This window comes from Pseudomonas sp. GW704-F2, assembly GCF_059423025.1.
The window spans coordinates 1-20179 of sequence record NZ_JBWKXO010000012.1 but is presented as its reverse complement, the minus strand read 5'-3'; the positions used below and the strand labels follow the sequence as shown (position 1 = coordinate 20179).

At 58.3% G+C, this 20179-nt stretch carries 19 protein-coding genes; 7 read left to right on the top strand and 12 right to left on the bottom strand.

Translation table 11 applies throughout. The annotated features are described in order from the left end of the window. From AC07W0_RS12620 to rlmF, 3 genes are all read left to right on the top strand, one after another. Nucleotides 1-405 (top strand): hypothetical protein, encoded by a 405-nt coding sequence (locus AC07W0_RS12620; protein ID WP_017844537.1) that lies wholly within the window; start codon nucleotides 1-3, stop codon nucleotides 403-405. Between the two features lie 174 nt (nucleotides 406-579). Next, nucleotides 580-3426, top strand: a complete 2847-nt coding sequence (locus AC07W0_RS12615) for a valine--tRNA ligase (protein ID WP_017844535.1) — start codon at nucleotides 580-582, stop codon at nucleotides 3424-3426. A gap of 156 nt (nucleotides 3427-3582) precedes the next feature. After that, nucleotides 3583-4605, top strand: a complete 1023-nt coding sequence (rlmF, locus tag AC07W0_RS12610; protein WP_079442914.1) for a 23S rRNA (adenine(1618)-N(6))-methyltransferase RlmF — start codon at nucleotides 3583-3585, stop codon at nucleotides 4603-4605. A gap of 67 nt (nucleotides 4606-4672) precedes the next feature. Here rlmF and AC07W0_RS12605 read toward each other — a convergent pair whose 3' ends face one another. Next, nucleotides 4673-4954: an HU family DNA-binding protein gene (locus AC07W0_RS12605; protein ID WP_003188840.1), complete on the bottom strand. Its 282-nt coding sequence runs from the start codon at nucleotides 4952-4954 to the stop codon at nucleotides 4673-4675. 397 nt (nucleotides 4955-5351) lie between these two features. On the opposite strand from AC07W0_RS12605, the gene yejK reads away from it, so the two are divergent. Then, complete coding sequence (yejK, locus tag AC07W0_RS12600) at nucleotides 5352-6356, top strand: nucleoid-associated protein YejK (protein ID WP_017844533.1); 1005 nt, start codon at nucleotides 5352-5354, stop codon at nucleotides 6354-6356. Further along, complete coding sequence (locus tag AC07W0_RS12595; RefSeq protein ID WP_017844532.1) at nucleotides 6356-6706, top strand: glutaredoxin family protein; 351 nt, start codon at nucleotides 6356-6358, stop codon at nucleotides 6704-6706. The genes yejK and AC07W0_RS12595 overlap by 1 nt, the downstream gene beginning before the upstream one ends. 54 nt (nucleotides 6707-6760) lie before the next feature. Here the strand turns inward: AC07W0_RS12595 and AC07W0_RS12590 are convergent, their stop codons facing one another. From AC07W0_RS12590 to AC07W0_RS12560, 7 genes are all read right to left on the bottom strand, one after another. Continuing rightward, nucleotides 6761-9001: a TonB-dependent receptor gene (locus AC07W0_RS12590; protein ID WP_102617536.1), complete on the bottom strand. Its 2241-nt coding sequence runs from the start codon at nucleotides 8999-9001 to the stop codon at nucleotides 6761-6763. A 250-nt stretch (nucleotides 9002-9251) separates the two neighbouring features. After that, complete coding sequence (locus AC07W0_RS12585; protein ID WP_102617537.1) at nucleotides 9252-10229, bottom strand: FecR family protein; 978 nt, start codon at nucleotides 10227-10229, stop codon at nucleotides 9252-9254. Then, entirely contained in the window at nucleotides 10226-10804 is a 579-nt protein-coding gene (locus tag AC07W0_RS12580) for an RNA polymerase sigma factor (protein WP_017844530.1), read from the bottom strand. The genes AC07W0_RS12585 and AC07W0_RS12580 overlap by 4 nt, the downstream gene beginning before the upstream one ends. A 7-nt stretch (nucleotides 10805-10811) precedes the next feature. After that, nucleotides 10812-11138 (bottom strand): DUF3325 domain-containing protein, encoded by a 327-nt coding sequence (locus tag AC07W0_RS12575; protein ID WP_017844529.1) that lies wholly within the window; start codon nucleotides 11136-11138, stop codon nucleotides 10812-10814. After that, complete coding sequence (locus AC07W0_RS12570; protein WP_102617538.1) at nucleotides 11139-12713, bottom strand: PepSY domain-containing protein; 1575 nt, start codon at nucleotides 12711-12713, stop codon at nucleotides 11139-11141. It abuts the gene before it with no gap. Next, complete coding sequence (locus AC07W0_RS12565; protein WP_046384598.1) at nucleotides 12710-13012, bottom strand: DUF3649 domain-containing protein; 303 nt, start codon at nucleotides 13010-13012, stop codon at nucleotides 12710-12712. Before AC07W0_RS12565 ends, AC07W0_RS12570 begins: the two co-directional genes overlap by 4 nt. 95 nt (nucleotides 13013-13107) lie before the next feature. Further along, nucleotides 13108-14019, bottom strand: coding sequence for a LysR family transcriptional regulator (locus AC07W0_RS12560; RefSeq protein ID WP_026139741.1), 912 nt, complete (start codon nucleotides 14017-14019; stop codon nucleotides 13108-13110). A gap of 106 nt (nucleotides 14020-14125) precedes the next feature. On the opposite strand from AC07W0_RS12560, the gene AC07W0_RS12555 reads away from it, so the two are divergent. Further along, nucleotides 14126-15646 carry an MFS transporter gene (locus AC07W0_RS12555; protein ID WP_102617539.1) on the top strand — a complete coding sequence of 507 codons (1521 nt, stop codon included), beginning with the start codon at nucleotides 14126-14128 and terminating at the stop codon, nucleotides 15644-15646. A gap of 54 nt (nucleotides 15647-15700) precedes the next feature. Here the strand turns inward: AC07W0_RS12555 and AC07W0_RS12550 are convergent, their stop codons facing one another. After that, the gene (locus AC07W0_RS12550) at nucleotides 15701-16111 is read right to left on the bottom strand and encodes an HPF/RaiA family ribosome-associated protein (protein ID WP_017844524.1); all 411 of its coding nucleotides are present in this window, start codon (nucleotides 16109-16111) and stop codon (nucleotides 15701-15703) included. Between the two features lie 568 nt (nucleotides 16112-16679). Here AC07W0_RS12550 and AC07W0_RS12545 point away from each other — a divergent pair. Next, the gene (locus tag AC07W0_RS12545; protein WP_017844523.1) at nucleotides 16680-16997 is read left to right on the top strand and encodes a DUF3509 domain-containing protein; all 318 of its coding nucleotides are present in this window, start codon (nucleotides 16680-16682) and stop codon (nucleotides 16995-16997) included. Here the strand turns inward: AC07W0_RS12545 and AC07W0_RS12540 are convergent. From AC07W0_RS12540 to AC07W0_RS12530, 3 genes are all read right to left on the bottom strand, one after another. Continuing rightward, nucleotides 16994-17281 (bottom strand): phosphate-starvation-inducible PsiE family protein, encoded by a 288-nt coding sequence (locus AC07W0_RS12540; RefSeq protein WP_256580868.1) that lies wholly within the window; start codon nucleotides 17279-17281, stop codon nucleotides 16994-16996. The genes AC07W0_RS12545 and AC07W0_RS12540 overlap by 4 nt on opposite strands. Nucleotides 17282-17371: 90 nt before the next feature. Continuing rightward, a complete protein-coding gene (locus tag AC07W0_RS12535; protein WP_102617540.1) occupies nucleotides 17372-18502 on the bottom strand; it encodes a GTPase in 1131 nt (376 codons plus the stop codon). Between the two features lie 131 nt (nucleotides 18503-18633). Next, a partial coding sequence (locus AC07W0_RS12530) for a hypothetical protein (protein WP_218260396.1) occupies nucleotides 18634-20179 on the bottom strand: 1546 nt, incomplete at its 5' end.

The window sequence follows — 20179 nt, the reverse complement described above, 5'->3', positions numbered from 1 at the left end:
ATGGACACCCCGAACACGATAAAAAAAGACGGCCACCTGTTGGACGACCTGGAGTCGATCCGTCAGTTGCTGGGTGATGACAACCTTCAACCGCCGTTATTGACAGAAACCGTCAATGGCGACGTGCAGATCCCCTTGTTGTTCGACATGGTCGGCGCCAAGCCGGTTGAACCGCTCGAACCGCAACCTGCGCCGGCCCCACCGGTTGTCGAAGCGGCACCCGCTGCCGCGCCTGCCGAAAAAACCCCGGATGCCTTGCTGCTGCACCTGGACAACGAACTGCGCGCCGCCGCGCAACTGATCATGCAAGACGTGATCGACGACTTCGCCCCGCATATCGAAACCGAGATCAAGCGCCGGATGGATGCGCGGATGGAACGGTTGCTCAGCCAGTACCAGAATTAGCGCCCCTGTAGGAGCGAGCTTGCTCGCGAAAATCGTCAATGATGGCGCGGACATCCTGAATGAACGCGCGGCCCTTCAGGTTTTCGCGAGCAAGCTCGCTCCTACCCCTCGCCCCTATCCCCCGTTATACTTGCCGGCTTTCCTGAATTAATGCCAACTAGGGTCCCGCCGCGCATGGATAAGACCTACCAGCCGCACGCTATTGAAACTTCCTGGTACCAGACCTGGGAGTCCGAGAATTATTTCGCTCCGCAAGGCGCGGGCGATTCCTACACCATCATGATTCCGCCACCGAACGTCACTGGCAGCCTGCACATGGGCCATGGCTTCAACAATGCGATCATGGATGCGTTGATCCGTTTCCGCCGCATGCAGGGCCGCAACACCCTGTGGCAACCGGGCACCGACCACGCCGGTATCGCCACGCAGATGCTGGTGGAGCGCCAACTCGAAGCCACCGGCCAGAGCCGTCACGACCTGGGCCGCGAGAAATTCCTGGAGAAAGTCTGGGAATGGAAGGATCAGTCCGGCGGCAACATCAGCCGTCAGATCCGTCGCCTGGGTTCGTCCGTCGACTGGAGCCGCGAGCGCTTCACCATGGACGACGGCCTGTCGGAAGCCGTGAAAGAAGCCTTCGTGCGCCTGCATGAAGACGGCCTGATCTACCGCGGCAAGCGCCTGGTCAATTGGGACACCAAGCTGCACACGGCGATTTCCGACCTCGAAGTGGAAAACCACGACGAGAAAGGCTTCCTGTGGAACCTCAAGTACCCGCTGGCTGACGGCGCCAAGACCGCTGAAGGCCACGACTACCTGATCGTCGCCACCACCCGTCCGGAAACCATGCTCGGCGATGCCGCCGTGGCCGTGAACCCGAACGATGAGCGCTATCAGGCCCTGATCGGCAAGTTCGTCGAGCTGCCGCTGGTCGGCCGCCGCATCCCGATCATCGCCGACGACTACTGCGACCCCGAATTCGGCACCGGCTGCGTGAAAATCACCCCGGCCCACGATTTCAACGACTACGAAGTCGGCAAGCGCCACAACCTGCCGCTGCTGAACATCTTCGACAAGAATGCCGCCGTACTGCCGGCCTGCCAGGTCTTCAATCTGGACGGCACGCTGAACGAGAGCATCGACGGCAAGATCCCGGCCGAATACGTCGGCCTCGACCGTTTCGAAGCACGCAAGCAGATCGTTGCCGCCTTCGACGCCGCCGGCCTGCTGGTCAGCGTCGACGACCACAACCTGAAAGTGCCGAAGGGCGACCGCTCCGGCACCATCATCGAACCGTGGCTGACCGACCAGTGGTACGTGTCCACCAAGCCGCTGGCCGAGCCTGCGATTGCAGCCGTGGAAGATGGCCGCATCCAGTTCGTGCCTAAACAGTATGAAAACATGTACTTCTCGTGGATGCGCGACATCCAGGACTGGTGCATCAGCCGTCAGCTGTGGTGGGGCCACCGCATTCCGGCCTGGTACGACGAGTCGGGCAAGGTCTATGTCGGCCGCGACGAAGCCGAAGTGCGCGCCAAGCACAACCTCGGCCCGGACGTAGCGCTGCAGCAGGACAATGACGTACTGGACACCTGGTTCAGCTCGGGCCTGTGGACCTTCTCTACCCTGGGCTGGCCGCAGCAGACCGAGTTCCTGAAGACATTCCACTCCACCGACGTGCTGGTCACCGGCTTCGACATCATTTTCTTCTGGGTTGCCCGGATGATCATGCTGACCATGCACCTGGTGAAGAACGAAGACGGCACGCCGCAAGTACCGTTCAAGACCGTGTACGTCCATGGCCTGGTGCGTGATGGCCAGGGCCAGAAGATGTCCAAGTCCAAGGGCAACGTTCTGGACCCGCTGGACATCATCGACGGCATCGACCTGGAAACCCTGGTGCAGAAACGCACCTCGGGCCTGATGCAGCCGAAACTGGCGAAGAAGATCGAGAAGCAGACCCGCGACGAGTTCGCCGACGGCATCGCCAGCTACGGCACCGACGCCCTGCGCTTCACCTTCTGCTCGCTGGCGTCCACCGGTCGCGACATCAAGTTCGACATGGGCCGCGTCGAAGGCTATCGCAACTTCTGCAACAAAATCTGGAACGCGGCGCGCTACGTCCTGGATAAAGGCGAAGACTGCGGGCAGAACGGCGAAGAAGTCGAACTGACCCTGGCCGACCGCTGGATCATCTCGCAACTGCAGCGTACCGAAGCCGAAGTGACCCGCCAACTCGACCAGTTCCGTTTCGACCTGGCTGCACAGGCCTTGTACGAGTTCATCTGGAACCAGTATTGCGACTGGTACCTGGAACTGTCCAAGCCGGTGCTGTGGGACGAGAACGCGCCGATCGAACGTCAGCGCGGCACCCGTCGCACCCTGGTGCGCGTCCTCGAAGTGGCACTGCGCCTGGCGCACCCATTCATGCCGTTCATCACCGAAGAAATCTGGCAGCGCCTCGCGCCGCTGGCCGGTATCCAAGGCAAGACCATCATGCTGCAACCTTGGCCAGTGGCCAACGAAGCCCGCATCGATGAGGCTGCCGAAAGCGATATCGAATGGCTCAAGACCCTGATGCTCGGCACGCGCAACATCCGCGCCGAGATGAACATCGGCCCGGGCAAGCCACTGGCGGTGTTCGTGAAGAACGCCAGCGCCGAAGACCAGCGTCGTCTCAGCGAAAACGATGCGCTGCTCAAGAAGCTGGCCAAGCTCGAATCGATCACCGTATTGGCGGATGACGCCGAAGCGCCACTGTCGGCGACCGCACTGGTCGGCGACATGGAAGTGCTGGTGCCGATGGCCGGCCTGATCGACAAAGGCGCAGAACTGGCCCGTCTCGACAAGGAAATTGCACGCCTGCAAGGCGAAGTGCAGCGGGTCGGCGGCAAGCTGTCCAACGCGGCATTCGTCGACAAGGCACCGGCTGAAGTAATCGACAAAGAACGCGCCAAACTGGCCGAGGCCGAACAGGCCCTGGGCAAGCTGGCGGAGCAACATGCGCGGATTTCCAGCCTGTAAGGGCTAGCCGTGTGAAAAAAGAGACCTGCGGGTCTCTTTTTTTTCCTTTGCAAACCCGATCAATGTGGGAGGGGGCAAGCTCCCTCCCACATTTGATCGAGTTGACCTCAGGATGTGTGACAATGCCCACCACTTTGAGCCAACACCAGAATCATCATGACCGCCCCCAGCACACCGAAACCTCCGCGCAAGAAGCCCAAGACCGCCACCACGGCCAAACCCGTCGTGCCGCGCAAAGAGGCCAGCCTGCACCCGCGCAACCGCCACCAGGGCCGTTACGACTTCCCGGCGCTGATCAAGACCACGCCGGAACTGGCGCAATTCGTGATCATCAACCCTTACGGCAAGGAAAGCATCGACTTCGCCAGCCCGGACGCCGTGCGCGTATTCAACCGGGCGCTGTTGAAGTCCTTCTATGGCGTGCAGCATTGGGACATCCCGGCGGATTACCTGTGCCCGCCGGTGCCGGGGCGTGCCGACTACGTCCACTTCCTCGCCGACCTGCTGGCCAGCGTCAATGACGGCGAAATTCCCCGCGGCGCGCCGGTCAAGGTGCTGGACATCGGCATGGGCGCCAACTGCGTCTACCCGCTGATCGGCTACAGCGAATACCGCTGGCACTTCCTCGGTTCGGAAGTCGACCCTACTGCCGTCGCCGCCGCCAAGGCCATCGTGCAGTCCAACGGCCTGAACAAGGCGATCCAGCTACGCCAGCAAAGCAACCCCAAACAGATCCTGCTGGGCCTGCTGGAACCGGGCGAGCGCTTTGACCTGACCATGTGCAACCCGCCGTTCCATGCGTCCATGGACGAAGCCACCAAAGGCAGCGAACGCAAATGGCGCGCCCTGGGCAAGGCTGACCCAAAACGCAAGTTGCCGGTGCTGAACTTCGGCGGCCAATCGGCCGAACTGTGGTGTGAAGGCGGTGAAGCGCGCTTCGTGACGCAATTGATCGCCGAGAGCGCGCACTTTGCCCACAAGGTGTTGTGGTTCAGCACCCTGGTGTCGAAAGCCTCGAACCTGCCCGCGATCGAGACCGCGCTGAGAAAAGCCGGCGTGCTGCAAAGCCAGGTGGTGGAAATGTCCCAGGGCCAGAAACAGAGCCGCTTTGTCGCCTGGACCTTCCAGACCCCGTCCGAGCAGCAGGTATGGCGCCAGCGCTGGGCGCGCAAAGACTGAGCCTAAATCCCGGGCAACAAAAAACCGTGCCCGGATCGCTCCGGCGCACGGTTTTTTTTGCTGCGTCTTACTTGTTAACAGCGTCGGTCAGGCCTTTGGCCACAACCAGCTTGATAACTTTCTTGGCAGCGATTTCGATGGCAGCGCCAGTCGAAGGGTTACGGCCAGTACGGGCAGGACGCTCGGTCACTTTCAGTTTGCCAACGCCTGGCAGAGTGATTTCGCCGCCGTTTTCCAGCTGATCAGCAACAACTTGGCTCAGTTGGTCCAGCAGAGCGCGCACGGTGGTTTTCGGTGCGTCTACTGCTTCAGCCAGGTCAGCGATCAGTTGGTCTTTAGTAATAGCCATTGTGGTGTTCCTTCCCTATCAAATTCATATGGATTGCAGAGTGCAGTGTCAGCCGTCGAGCCCGACCGTCAAGGCCTGGCATCCCCGGCTATAACCTCGGAGATCGGGGTTATAGATGCTTGAAACGAGGATTGGTTCGACCTGACAAATACTGAATGCACGCTTAACGCCGAGTCTTGGGCGTAAGACCGGGCAAAACTAGCACAGAGACGGGGAAATATCCGCTTCTACCTACCCATTTGGTCAGCTTTATCGCTCTAAACCGTGAAAAAAAGGCATATGGCCCGTCGGAGGCCTTCCAAAACACCTTCGAAGCACGTCTTGGCCAATGGGTGCGGTACACTGGGCGACTTTTCGGGGAGGCCAACCGCTCCCCTATCAACCAGCCGAGAAGCCTATGCCGATCCGTCATTGCATCGTCCACTTGATCGACAAAAAACCCGACGGCACACCCGCAGTTCTCCACGCCCGCGACTCCGAACTTGCCGAGTCGGCCGCGATCGAGAACATGCTTGCCGACCTCAACGAGAGCTACAACGCCAAACAAGGCAAGGCCTGGGGTTTCTTCCATGCCGAGTCGGGCGCGCACCCGTTCAGCGGCTGGTTGAAGGAGTATTTCGACGGTGGCCAGGATTTCACCACGTTCAGCCGCACCGCCGTCGAACACCTGCAGAAGCTGATGGAAGAGTCCAACCTGTCCACCGGCGGCCACGTGCTGTTTGCCCACTACCAGCAAGGCATGACCGACTACCTGGCCATCGCCCTGCTGCACCACAGCGAAGGCGTGGCGGTCACCGACGAACTGGACGTAACGCCATCGCGCCACCTGGACCTGGGCCAGTTGCACCTGGCGGCGCGGATCAACGTGTCCGAGTGGCAGAACAACAAGCAGTCCAAGCAGTACATCTCGTTCATCAAGGGCAAGAACGGCAAGAAAGTCTCGGAGTACTTCCGCGACTTCATCGGCTGCCAGGAAGGCGTCGACGGCCCGGGCGAAACGCGCACCCTGCTCAAGGCGTTCAGCGACTTCGTTGAAAGCGAGGACCTGCCGGACGAAACCGCCCGCGAAAAGACCAAGACCCTGGTGGACTACGCCAGCAGCCAGGCCAAGCTCGGCGAGCCGATGGGCCTGGAAGAATTGTCGGGGCTGATCGATGAAGATCGGCCTAAGGCGTTTTATGACCACATCCGCAACAAGGACTATGGGCTGTCGCCGGAGATCCCGGCCGACAAACGCACCCTCAACCAGTTCCGCCGCTTCACCGGGCGCGCCGAAGGGCTGTCGATCAGCTTTGAAGCGCACCTGCTGGGCGACAAGATCGAGTACGACGAAGCCGCCGGCACCTTGATCATCAAGGGCCTGCCGACCCAACTGACCGACCAGCTCAAGCGCCGCAACTGATGCTCGGCGGGGTCCTTAAAAAAGTCCTGCTGGTGTTGCTGGTGGTGGTGGCGATCCAGAACTGGGGCAAGGTCGAACGGCTGTTCAACCCGTCCCAGGTGGTCCCGGAGCAAACGCGGGCTTCGGCGCGCGTGGTGCTCTACTCCACCGAGTGGTGTGGCTACTGCAAACAGATCCGCCGCTTCCTCGACCAGAAAGGCATTCCGTACCAGGCGCTCGATATCGAAAAAGACGCCCAGGCGCGCAAGGCCTATGAAGCGTTGGGCGGCGGCGGGATTCCGTTCGTGGACGTGAATGGCACGTTGATTCGCGATTACAGCCCCGAGAAGATCATGGCGGCGCTGAAGTAACCTATCGATCAACTGCAGGCGAGCAAGCCCGCCCGCATCGACGCGAGAGTCCGCTTAGAAATTCGCCTCCAACGACACCATCGCCGTACGCTCCTCACCGACGTTGTAGTACGCCGTGCTCGCCCCCAGACCGTTGACCGGTGCCGAGTTGAACGAGACTGTGCGTACCGAACTCAGGTACTCCTTGTCGAACACGTTGAGCATCGAAAAGCGCAGGGCCGCCGACTTGATGACCTTCTTGTCCACCGGCAAATAAATACCTGCGTTGAGGTCAAATACCGTGCGCCCGTCGATTTTTTCGTTGTTGGTCAAATCGCCATAGAAACTGCCCACGTATTTACCGGCGATGTTGCCGTAGAAACGTGAGTCGTCATATCCGAACACCAGGTTGAACATGTTTTTCGGCACGTTCGCCAGTTGCTTGCCCGAAGTCGGCAGCAATGCGTTCTTGCTGACAAAGTCGTCTTGCTGTTCAGACTGGGTGTAGGTGTAGGAGGCGTAGTAGTTGAAATTGTGCGGCAACAAACCACTCCACTCCAACTCCAGCCCCTTGTTATTGACGCTGCCGACGTTGGCCATCACGAAGTCACCGTTCAGGTCGGTGGTCGACAGCTGGCGGTCTTTGAAGGTGATGTAGAACAGCGTTGCGCTCAACGCCATGGCATCTTCGGTGTAGCGCCAGCCCAGTTCCTGGTTCCAGCTCAATTCAGGCTTGAGACTCAGGGAGTCACCTTTGTTGTACAGCACATAGTTAGGCGGTGTACGCATATTACGTGTGACGTTGTAGAACGCCTGGTTGCTGTCATCGACCTGGTATTTGGCGCTGAAGTTGGGCAAGAACTGATGGTAGCGCGCGTTCCTTTTCTCCGGTTTGTCGTACAGGCTGCCCAGGTTGTTGCCGTCACGCTCGACGTACTGATAGGCCAGACCACCGACAAAACTCAAGTCCGGTGTGGCTTGCCAGTTGTCCTGAACCCATAGTTTCTGCGCTGGGGTGACGGTGTAGTAGTGACGGCCTTGGACGGTTTTACCGTTCTTGTCGACGACTTGGCCACCGTCGTTGTAGTCACCCCACACATCATCGGGTGCGCCCTCGCTATTGATCCCGATAAATGGCTGAGTCTGGCGCTGGCGAGCACGTTCATACCAGTAACCGTAGTCCAGGCTATGTTGTTCGTTGATGTCCCATTTCAATTTCGCGGTAACGCCGGGGCGCCAGGTCTCGGTCCATGAGGGGCGGTAGTAGTTAGCCGATTTGAGATTGCTCAGGTCGTAGTTGCCGCCCTTATCCGAGCGGGGTCCCAGGTTCGAAGCGGTCTGGCCGCTGAAACTGCCTCCGTTGGACCAGTAGTAATAAGGTGTGACCGTCAGCAATAGGTCATCACGCAGACGCCAGCGCTGGGTGAGCGTCGCATTGACGCTTTCGAATGGGTTGCGGTTGAGTTTGTAGGATGCTGACAACAGCCCCGACTTGTAAATTGGCGTCTCGGGGTAATCTTTACGCCGCCCCTCTTGCTCGAACTGCGCCTTGCTCAAGCTGTTGTAGTTGTAGTTTTCCTGATTGTTGTACTTCAGCGTGGCAAGGGTCGAGTTGCCGCTGTCATCTTCGAACAAGCCGCTCCACTCGACTTTGTCACTGCGTAAGGTGCCTTTGCCACGCCACTTGTCGCCCTCCAGGTGGGAGGCCGACACCCAACTCTTGAAACCGCCCAGCTCGCCGGTATTGACCCGCGCAAAGGTCTTACGCAAGTCATTGGCGCCGATGGTCTGTTTGATGAAGGCCCCCGACTCTTTGGTCGGCCGCAGGGTGATCATGCCGATGTTGCCGCCACTGGAACCAATGTGCGGGCCGTCGGCTTCCGAAGAGCCCTGAGTCGCAAACACTTCGGCGAGGTTTTCCGAGTCCCCCATCTGGTTGGAATAGACGCCATAGCTACCCGAGTCGTTGATCGGCACGCCGTCGACGGAAACCCCGACTTGATCGGAGTTCATACCGCGCATGGTGAAATTGGTGCCGCTGGTACCGCTCGCGTCATCGCTGGAAACGTTGATCCCCGGCGTGTACTTGAGCTTGTCGATGGCGTTGGCCGTCGGCGACATTTCGTCCATGGCCTCCTTGGTTACCGTCGACCGCGCCTTGGCGCTTTCCTCTCGAATCATGTGGCCATTGCCGAGGTTTTGTTTGCCGGTGATATTCACCAAACCGACATCCTGGGCGTCGTCCGCCAGAATCAGCGGCGCAAAGCCGCCCAAGCCCGATGCTAAAAGCAGGGCATAAAGATTGTTGTAGTTCACGTGTAGATCCTTTACCTGCATTGTTCTGTTATATGAGGGCAGTTGCGTCGGAACCGGGATGACAGGCGACGCTTATCTTCCTGACCACTTGCTCAGGAACCAGGGGATGATCCACACCGCGTGTAACCGTTTGGTGACAGGTTTTGGCGATTGGAATGAAGGTTCAGTGAAAGGCCGCCAGGCACTGGTTTGCAGATGTCTGGCTGGAAAGGGGTGGGGGAATACCGGAAAAGCGCGGTCCGACGTGTACCTAACGCACCACGATCAGCCGCCCCAGCAGCGTGTGCTGCTCGAACCCCAGCACCGCTTGCAAGCCATTCAGCACGGCTAGCGGATCGTTGCTCGGGAAGCTGCCGCTGACACGCCGGGAGCCCACTTCGTCGTTGAGCAGCAGGATGCGCCCAGGGTAGTAACGCTGCAGATCCTCGATCACCTCGGCCAGCGGTGCCTTGTAGTAGTTGAGCCAGCCGTCGCGCCAGGCCAGGCGTGATTCGCTGTCGACCGCGTGCCGGGGCTCGGCCACGCCCTCGGCGTAGCTCATTTGCTGGCCCGCCGTAAGAATTTGCTGCGCACCCTGCTTGGCCGGCGTGACGCCAACCCGCCCCGACAACACTGTCACCTGCGCGCCCGCCGGTTGCAGACGCACTTCGAACTGCGTGCCCAGCACCCGTGTTTCACCACTGCCCGCGCCCACCACAAATGCCGCGCCGGTGTGAGTCACGCTGAAAAAGCCCGCGCCGCGCCGCAGTTGGACATGCCGCTCACCCTGGCTGAAATCCACGGCGATGGCGCTGTCGGCATCCAGGGTGACGCGGGATTGATCGGCCAGGGTCACGGTTTTCACCTCGCCCGGCGCCGTCACGTAGTCCGCCCCCAGGTCATCGACCCAGCGCGACGGTTGCCAGCCGCCGCCCATGCACACCATCAACACCAGGCACGCGGCCATGGCCAGGGCGCCCACCCCGCGCATGGCCCGTGAGCGCTGCGAGGTGTGCATCGCATTCAGGTAGCCCTGTAAGGCCAACGCGTCTTCGTCCGCCAGTTTACGCGCCGGCACTTCGCTCAACTCCCATAGCACCTGGGCCTGGGAATAGGCCTCGACGTGTGCCGGATCGGCCCGCAGCCAAAGGCTGAAGGTGGCCTGGTCGCCGCTGCTGGGCTGGTCGTGCAACAGGCTCAGCCAGGCCAGTGCGGCCTGTTGCTGGTCGGGCGTGGGAGTGACGTTCACGGTGCTTTCCCTGGCGTGCGTGGAGGCGATGGCTCGCGAAGGCTGGCTTTGCAGGCTTCGAGGGCACGCATCATATGTTTTTCCACGGCACTTTGGGACAGCCCCATGGCCTTGGCGATTTGCGCGTATTTGCGGCCATGGATGCGGTTGAGCAGGAAGATCTGGCGGGTGCGCTCGGGCAAGCTGCGCAAGGCCGCCTCGACGTGGCGCAGGTCGTTGCCGGCCTCCAGTGCAGCCTGGGGTTCGGAGCCTTGATTGTCCTGCTGCTCGGGCAACCAGCCTTCGTTGCTGCGCACCCGCGCGCCTTCGCTGCGCAGGTGGTCGATGGCGATATTGCCGGCGCAGCGCAGCAGGTACGTGCTGAGCTCTTCGACCTGCACCAGCGGCCGGCGCCAGAAGCGCAGGAACAAGTCCTGCACTAGGTCGGCTGCAGTGGCACGACAGCCCACGCGCCGGCTGACCAGCGCTTCCATCTGCGAACGCTGGGACAAAAACACCTGCAGGAAATGCGCGCGCCCACCCGCCGCGTCCGCGTGCGGGCTGTCCTGGGGTTCCGGTGGCGTACTGATCATCATGCGCGGCTCACAGGGTGGCAAAGGCTGCGACGGGACCGGCCAGCAGGCCGACGCCCGCCAGGCTCAAGGCCAACCTCGGCCAATACGGCAATAGCAGCACCAGCAGCAGCGCGCTGAGCATCAACACCGCGCACCACTCCACCAGGCCTTGGGCCCACCCCGAGGCAGCCACCGCTGGCCAGATCGATAGCGTCAAGCACCCCCCGCCGGCCGCGCGCAACCCCAGGCGGCGGCGCGGCGACGGCTTGCTGCGCAGCAGTTCGCCATGGTGACGGTCGGTGGACAGGCACAGTGCGGTAAACCCGACGTAGCACATCAGCCATGCAAGCAGCATTCAATGCGCCTCCGGTTTGAGAGTGAGCGCGCGCGCCCGTTCGGCCCTGGGCTGGGGCGCCGTGCGGTGGTGCATCTTCCAGGCGGCCCAGGCGAGGAATACCCCGCTGCCCAGGCACGTCAGGTCGAAGCCGGCCATGGCCCAGTCGCCCGTCGCCAGTGACACGCCCAAGTGGTGCGAGGTGGTCAGCGCGTTGAGCGCAGGGATCACGCCAAACAACAGCGCGCCAACGCTCAGTTGCTCGACCCAGGCCTGGCGCCCTCGGCGCAGCATGGCGTGCAACAGGCTCAGGCCCCACGCGATAAAGAACATTTGCACTTCCCAGTCGGCGCGCTGGGCGAAGCTCACCGGCAACAAACGGTTGGCCCAGAAGAACGCCGCGATGGCGATCAACAACCCGGACATGCTGGCAATATTGAGCACTTCGACCAGGCGCAGCTCAAACGGCATGCCACCGGTTTTGGCGTGCTTGAGCTGGCGCTTGCCGAGCCAGATCACCAGGCCGGTGCCGATCATCGCGGTGCCCGCCAGCCCACAGATAAAGTACAGCCAGCGCAACACCGGGCCGGCGAAACGGCCCATGTGCAGGCCATAGAAACTGCCACCGATCGCCGCCGGCAGCGATTGCTCGGCGCTGACCCGCAGCCGCTCGCCGGTATTGCCGTTGAACGACACGGTGCTGCCGAAATCATGCACCACGCGGTCGGCGCTGGCGCGGACCACATTGACCGAGGCATTCGCATCACTCGGGTTATTCACCACCAAGCGCCCGACATGCCCACCCGCCCACTGCGCCCGCGCCTGTTCGTACATCGGCAGCAACGGCAACAATGTGCCGGGCTGGCCCAGCGCCGGGGCGTTGTCGGTGGCGGGGAACACCTCGTTGAAGAAGGCCCGGCTGTCGTTGCCGTAAGAGGCCACGATCGGGGCCGGCATGACCATGCTCATGAAGATCACCAGGCTGCTGTAGGTGATCATCAAATGAAACGGCAGCACCAGCACGCCCACGGCGTTATGCCCATCGAGCCAGGAGCGCTGGCCCTTGCGGGGGCGGAAGGTGAAGAAGTCCTTGAAGATTTTTTTGTGGGTGATGATGCCGGTGATCAACGCGACCAACATCACCATCGCGGCGAAGGTGGATAACCAGCGGCCCCAGGGGTACGGCATTTGCAGCTGGAAGTGGAAGCGATAGAAGAACTCGCCGCCCATGCTTTCGCGGGCTTGCACGGCTTGGCCGCTGACCGGGTCGAGGACTTTCTGGATGAAGTTGCCGCGCTTGCCCGGGTCGACCTTGTCTTGCCACATCACCGACAGGCCAGGGTCGCGGCTGTTCGGCAAGGTGATAATCCAGCGCGCGGCGGTGGGCGCCTGCTGCTGCAGGTAGGCTTGGGCCACCGCGAGGCTGCGCCCATCGTCCAACGGCCTGGCCTGCACTTCGGGCTGGGTCCAATGGCTGATTTCATCCTTGAAATACGACAAGGTGCCCGTCAGGAAAATCGCAAACAGCAGCCAGCCAAAGATCAGTCCGGCCCAAGTGTGCAACCAGGCCATGGCCTGGCGGAATCCTTCTTTCATGTGCGTGCCATCCATACACCCACACCTGCCAGGGTCGCGAACAACGCGCTCGGCAGCATCACGCCACACCAGGCACGCCATGCCGTGCGGCAGGCAAAGCACCACAGCACCGCCAACAGGTAGAACACAAACGAACTCATCATCCCGGTGATCACTGCGTCGGCGCGGGACGTGGGCAGCCACAGCGCCAGGCAGACGGCGGCCAGAGACGCCATCAGATAGCCGCCGACCACAGCGGCCAATGCGCGTGACGTGACAGCGAGGCGGTAAGCGGCGGGAAGCGAGGTTTTGCTTTTCATGCGGGGAGCGCCAGGTTCATCAGAGCGCAATATTAATGATAAATATTCTCATAAGCAAAAGAGAACGAATGAATCACCTGCTCGAAGGCGTAGATCTAGCTGCCCGCCAGGCAACTCGGGGTGCCCGCGACCAGGGCGTCGATGGCGCAGCGCGTCTTGGCCGGCATGTGCGCCGCGGTGGGCCAGATCACATGAATCGGCGCGGGTTGCTCACGGTAGCTCGGCAGTACCGCTTCCAACTGCCCGCGCAGCACATAGTGCGCGATCAGCCAGCTCGGCAACCAGGCCAGGCCCACGCCAGCGATGGCGGCATCGGCCACGGCCTGGAGGTCGTCCATCATCAGCGGCGAGGCGACCCGCGCGCGGTGCGGGCGGCCTTGGGCATCATTGAGTTCCCACTCCAGGCGCGGCGCATTGCAGCGGTAGGCAATGCCGCGGTGCCCGGCCAAATCTTCGAGACACTCGATTCGACCGACGCGGCGCAAATACGCCGGCGCCGCCGCCAGGCCGATGGCCTGTTCGCCCAGGCGCCGGGCGCTCAAGCGGTCGGTGTCGGGTAACGCGCCGATTCGCACCGCCAGGTCGAAGCCTTCCTGGGCCACGTCGATCAGCCGGTCAGAAAACGAAATATCAATCTCCAACTGCGCAAAACGGTCCAGCAAGCCCCACAACGCCGGCGCCGCGTAGTGATGCCCGAAAGCCAGCGGCAAGCTCGCCCTCAAGCGCCCGCGAGGCTGCTGCCGACCGCTTTCGAGCACGGATTCGGCCGCTTCCAGCTCGGCCAGCGCGCGCAGGCAATGCTCGTAATAAGCCTGCCCGTCCTCAGTCAACCGCTGGCGGCGGGTGGAACGCTGCAACAGGCACGTGCCCAGGCGCGCCTCGAGGCGCGCCAAGCCTTTGCCCACGGCCGAACGGGTGAGGTTCAGCCGTTCGGCGGCTTCGGTCAGGTTGCCGCTCTCGACGATCTGCAGAAAGAGTTCAACGCCATCAAAACGTGGGGTGGCCATGCTGTAATTGTCGCCCTTGATTCCCTGATTGAAGGAAAACTTGTCACGAATAAAGAATCCAATTCCCGCGAGAATGACACGCTCCACCTCTCGAAAGGAAGACCCCATGCCTCCCGCCGTCGCCGTATCGGCTGTCAGCCCATCAGGCTCCGCCAGAAACGCGCTCGCCCTCACCGCCGTGTGCCTGGTGGCGCTGATGTTCGGCCTGGAAATCTCCAGCGTGCCGGTGATCCTGCCCACGCTGGAACAACAATTGGGCACGGGTTTCCAGGATGCCCAATGGATCATGAACGCCTACACCCTGGCCTGCACCAGCGTACTGATGGCTGCCGGCACGCTGGCCGACCGCTTTGGCCGGCGACGCATGCTGGTGCTGTGCCTGTGGCTGTTTGGCTTGGCCTCGCTGGCCTGCGGGCTGGCTGAAGACGCGTCCCTGCTGATCACGGCGCGTTTCGTCCAGGGCGTGGGCGCCGGGGCGATGATGATCTGCCAGTTCGCGATTTTGTCGCACCAGTTCCGTGAACCGGCGGCGCGGGCGCGGGCTTTTGCGGTGTGGGGCGTGATCGCGGGCCTGGGCCTGGGCTTCGGGCCGATGGTCGGGGCGTTGATCCTGGCGGTGGCGGACTGGCGCTGGGTGTTTCTCGTACATGTGCCGCTGACCTTGCTGACTCTGGTGCTGCTGCATGTCAGCGTGCAGGAGTCGCGCGACCCGGCCAGCCATCGCCTCGATATCGCCGGCATGCTCACCTTGACGCTGTCGGTGTTTGCGTTGGTTTATTTCATCACCCAAGGCACCGAGAATGGCTTTGGCGCACCGGCCATGCTGGGCTGGGCCGGCCTGTCGCTGGCCGCGCTGCTGCTGTTCAGCTTGATTGAGCGGCGCAGCGCCCATCCGATGTTCGATTTTTCGGTGTTTCGCATCCAACGCTTCAACGGCGCGTTGATGGGGTCGATCGGCATGAACTTCAGCTTCTGGCCGTTCATGATCTACCTGCCGTTGTACTTCCAGGCGGGCCTGGGCTACGACACCCTGACCACCGGCAGCGCCCTGCTCGCCTATACCCTGCCCACCTTGCTGGTACCGCCGCTGGCCGAACGCCTGGCCCTGCGCTACGGCGCCGCACGCATCATCCCGCTGGGCCTGGGAGTGATGGGCAGCGGTTTTCTGGCCATGGCCGCCGCCAATGGCGCCGCGCATCCAAACATCGTGCTGGTGCTGTTCAGTTGCGCGATGGCCGGCGTGGGCTTGGCGCTGACCAACTCACCGACCACCAACACCACCACCGGCTCGGTCTCGGCGGATCGCGCCGGCATGGCCTCGGGTATCGACCTCAGTGCGCGGCTGATCACCCTGGCGCTGAATATTGCGCTGATGGGTTTGGTGCTCTTGCTGGGGATCAGCCATCAACTGGCCGAAGTGCTGCCCGAAACCAGCGCACTGGATTGGCCCGCGATCAGTCAGCACATTGCAGCGGGCAAGCTGGAAGTGCTGAGCTCGATGGGGCTGGCGCGCGCGGATGCCCAAGCGGCGCTGCGCCACGGCGCAGGTTGGGCGATGTTGTTTGCGGGCGTAGGGGCGTGTGGGTTGGCGTTGTTGAGCGGGTATTTTTTCCGACGCAGCAGGTAAACAAAAACGGGCCTGCATCTGCAGGCCCGTTCTCAGTGGGGAATGAAAAAACTGTCAGCTGTTAATTGCAGCGTTTTCGTTTTCCAGGAATTCCTCTTCAAGCGCGTCATCATTCACTTTGTTGGCCGGCACATTTTTCGCGGCAGCGCGTGGCTTGCCTTGCAGTTTGCCGAACAAGTGTTCCAACGCATGGTCCAGCTTGGTCGCGGCACCGTCGATCGCCAGTTCCAGCGTATCGGCTTTATGCAGCACCGAAAGCGGTTGATGGCCCTTTGGCCGTGCTTCCAGGCGGCAGCTTAAATCGTGGGGACCGGGCTTGTCGCCGTTCTCATCCCGCAGGTAGACCTCAACGCGGGTCAGGTCTTCGTCATAACGTTCGAGCGTGCTTTCAATGGTATTACGTACCCACTCCTCCAGTCGGATGCTGCTTTCAATATGGTTATCGCTATTGACTTGGATTTGCATAGTTCTTCCCTTATTTCAGCTAGCTCGCGAGAGGTCACAAACTGCAACACCGGGGTGGTGAAACCATGACCTCTTGATTACACAATTGAGCAGTCAGAGAAACAATTCAACCCCTTTGCAAAGATAAATCCCACATTACAAATTAACCCTGACTACAAGCAAAAACGCTGGTAGGGTGGGGAGTTAGTTACATCTTCCTATGCCCCGCAATCTTCATCGTTGCCCCGCGCGTGCCTGCTTGCGCCGCCGACCAATCATGCACCGCTTTCTCGCTATTGCCCTGAAACAAAGCACGACGCCAACCCATGTGGGAACCGGCTCGCCCGCGATAGCCGTCTCTCAGCCGAGGATTCATCAGTTGATCCACCGCAATCGCGGGCAAGCCCCCTCCTACAGGTGATTCCAGCGTCAGACAGGTCGCTGTACGGCACGGCCCTTGCTGTACAACTGATGAGGCAAACGGATGTTGTGAACCCTCAGCGACGGAGTGGCCGGTGGTCAGGCAACGCGAACTAATCCAGACCTCGGTCGTCAATGACTGCATGTTCTTATCAGGCGGTAACGCACCATGGACAATCCTTTTCAGATCATCACCGACACCTTCACCCCACAATACCGGGTCAACCTGAGCATCCAGCGCCTGGATGGCAGCATCATGCTGACCCTCTCGAATGAGCAGGGCGTAGTGGTCAAGCGCATGATCAGCGCCGCACAACGCAACGACCCGCAACGGCTCAAGCGCCTGGTGCAAAGCATTCAGTTCGGCATTGCCATCGAGCAGGGCCACAGCGCCATGGAGATCCTGGCGGTGATGACGGACGGGGACAGTCACAAGCTGTTGCAGCGACCGCCCACCCGCGCCCTGCCCTTGAGCGTCAGGCTTTAAAGCTCGCCTTTCTCTGTTTCAGGGCTCTCGCCCTTGCGGTGCGGGCCTTGCACCTTCACCGAGGGAAACGCCGACGACGCGTAGCGCACCACCAGAATCGAGAACGCCAACAACAGAATCCCGCCGCACAGGTAGATGATGCCGATGTCCGGCGGGTTGTGGTGGGACACGTTGGAGATCAGCAGACGCGTCAGCGCGGTGATCGCCACGTAGATCAGGAAGCGCACCGGCATGTGGTTGGTCTTGACGAATTTTCCGGAAATTTTTGAAAAAAGATTTAATATTTTTCGCTCACATCAGTTTTCAAAAACTATTAAGCGGATGGAGGCATAACCAATCAGAAAAGGGGCCATAAAAATAACCCCAATCTAGTATTAGATAGATTTTTTCAGCAATCTACTTATCAAAGCAATAATATTAGCCTTGTTTCTCAAATCACTAGGCTTGGTAGCTTTCAACTCACCGGCAATATCTTTGAAATCGCCAAAGACTTTTTTCAGCAAATCCTTTTCATCCAACGAGTGATCATTCTCCAACATCCACTTGACAGCAGCCAGCATAGCAAACGTAATAACTACTGCGATCGCGGCTGCCGCCGCATCAAGAATGAGTGTTGGAGGAAGGAAGGATTTAGCAATCAAGAATGCCGACATACCTAGCGTTTCACCAGCGAATGTCGGCAACAAGGCGAGCGCAGAAGATTTATTTAGAACCTCGCCTTTGTATAAATAATTGAGGGAGGTAATAGCTACCACTTGCGTAGCAGTAATGTATGCAGCACTCCCAGGAATGAACGCCTCGCCTGCAACTGCAACAATGGCAGCGCCAATAATTCCAACTGCATAGTTCTCCTTGTTTCGAAGATGCCTCGCAAGGAGCAGAGCTTTGCCTTCGGTGTTCAAGAAGACAAAAATTTCTGTCCTTAACTCATCAACACCTCGAATATCCATCGGTGCTGACTCACGCATTTTCGGATCAAACCCTTTGGTGCAGGTTCCGAAAACCTTATCTACGCCCAGTATTTTACACCACTGTTCTTTAACATCTTCATAAGCCGACTCTTGCAGATCGTCCCATTCATCAATTTTATTTAGAACAACGAATACTTTACTTGAGCTTTTCTTAAGATCCTCAAAATTCGCCGCCTGCGAGGCGTCAGCCGAACCCGTGACTACAAAAAGACCTAGATCAATATTTTTTAAGAACTCTACAGTCTCTTCGCTATTCTCTTCACGAACATCATCGAGTCCCGGACAGTCGATGATTAAAACCTGTTCATCAAGCTTATAAGCAGTGACTTTTGTGGTGACGCCCGAGCTAGCACCGACTTTTGCGAGAGGGTCTTTCCGAGTGCAACCAAGAACAGCGTTTAGCAAAGAGCTTTTACCAGCGCTCACCTTGCCAACTACAGCAACATTGACATGCTCATCAAAATTCGGCTTACGCTCTTCGTAAACTTTACTGAACAGATCGTCAAACTCTTCCTTCGATATTCCATCACTCATAACCAACTCCAGAAAATGACAGTTTTAGACTCTACCGCATAGCATTGTGCCACATCGATGCAAAAATGGGGATACCTGCATTAATTCAAAGCAAGCCGATACTCGAACACGTAAGCACCATCGACAACAAACTATAAAAAACTAAAATTTATAGACCGCATCACCTCGTCGTGCATAACGATTAATTCCTGCGGCCTTTGTACATTTAATGCGTGACCACTATTACTAAAATTTACAAGCTGCTGAATAAAACTATCGTCTGACGTAAGAACATCACCGGCCTGTTTATAAACATCAAACTCACACCTATCCATTATGGCTTTCCAGAAAGACATACCAGTATTAAAGGATTGTTCACCAAGACACTCCTCAATGATTTCGTCTAGTTTTACCATTTCATTCTCTATAGCAAATGTCAACGCCTCGAAATCAGAGATAGCAATAAAAACCATATCATCTAGAGATATAGGGCATTCACCATTACACTGCTTCTTAACTTCATCCTCTATATCCACCCCTATTAGCTGTTTGATACTGGAAGCAGTTGAAATCCCAAAATCATCATAAGTCACGACAACAGCCTTAAAGTTTCGCCCCCGAAATTCTTCGGTTTGAGAAAGAAACATCGCGCACTTTTCTGCTTGTATAACAGCCTTAATGAAGTCTTGGTCCAGCCTCTTTTTTAGCTCTACCGGGTCAGTGTTGACTTTGAGCCAATCCGTTTGCTCAATCGCCTTACTTTCGAGCAAAACAACACTCTCACCATCTATTGCAAAATCAGTGACTTTAGAACCCAGCGAGGGAATATTATTTTCTCGATAAATAGTTTTCAAAGCCTTTTCATCAAAAACCTTTAAAGCTGTCTTTTTTAATAATCCGCCAATATATGCCTCGACATCCAGTCCTAGCTGGGCTTTTGCGTCCTCAACTCTTGCATCCTTGATTGTCTGAATTAAAAGTAATGGAAAGCATGACAGCAAAAGCTTTTCCGAGAATAGATAGATTTTTTTACCTGACACCAAAAAAGGTTTTTTCTTTAAAGGCGTATCATAATAATAATCGTCAACCGTTCCAGCACTACCACTAAATCTGGCGAAAAAAGTTGGCAAATCACTATAACGAACTCCGAAAAAAACGAAAAAATTCACCACTTGATATAATGGTACGACTTTTTGAACACGATATAACAGGTCTATGATATTTAGTTCAAAAGACCCACTACCTTTCTTGCCTGTCGCCTGAACTAAAATATTCAGCCAGATAGTGAAATAGCTAGCGACTCCGACACCAGTAATCTCATGGAAAGTTTTTTCGTAAAACTCGTTACCACCTAGAATCTTGCATTGCCTTGCAAGACTTCTCATACACTCCGGTACATCCTTGCGAAGCAGCGACTGCTGATAAATCAACGGTCTGAATCTCAATAATAAATTTGCAGGGTCAGCATCAATAAGATAGTCTTGCAATCTAAACAGCTTATTACAGATCCTAACAAAATCAGTATCATTCATTTTTAAAACACCTGTGCTTGATGATGAGATTTTAATCATCATAAAAATCAACCACTGGGCATCCTGAATCATAAACGATTTTCCGCCAGAACTATTCTCCATAGCCAAATAGTTCATAGCGAGAGTGAAAACGGAATCACGCGAGTATTTCAAAATACTATTACGA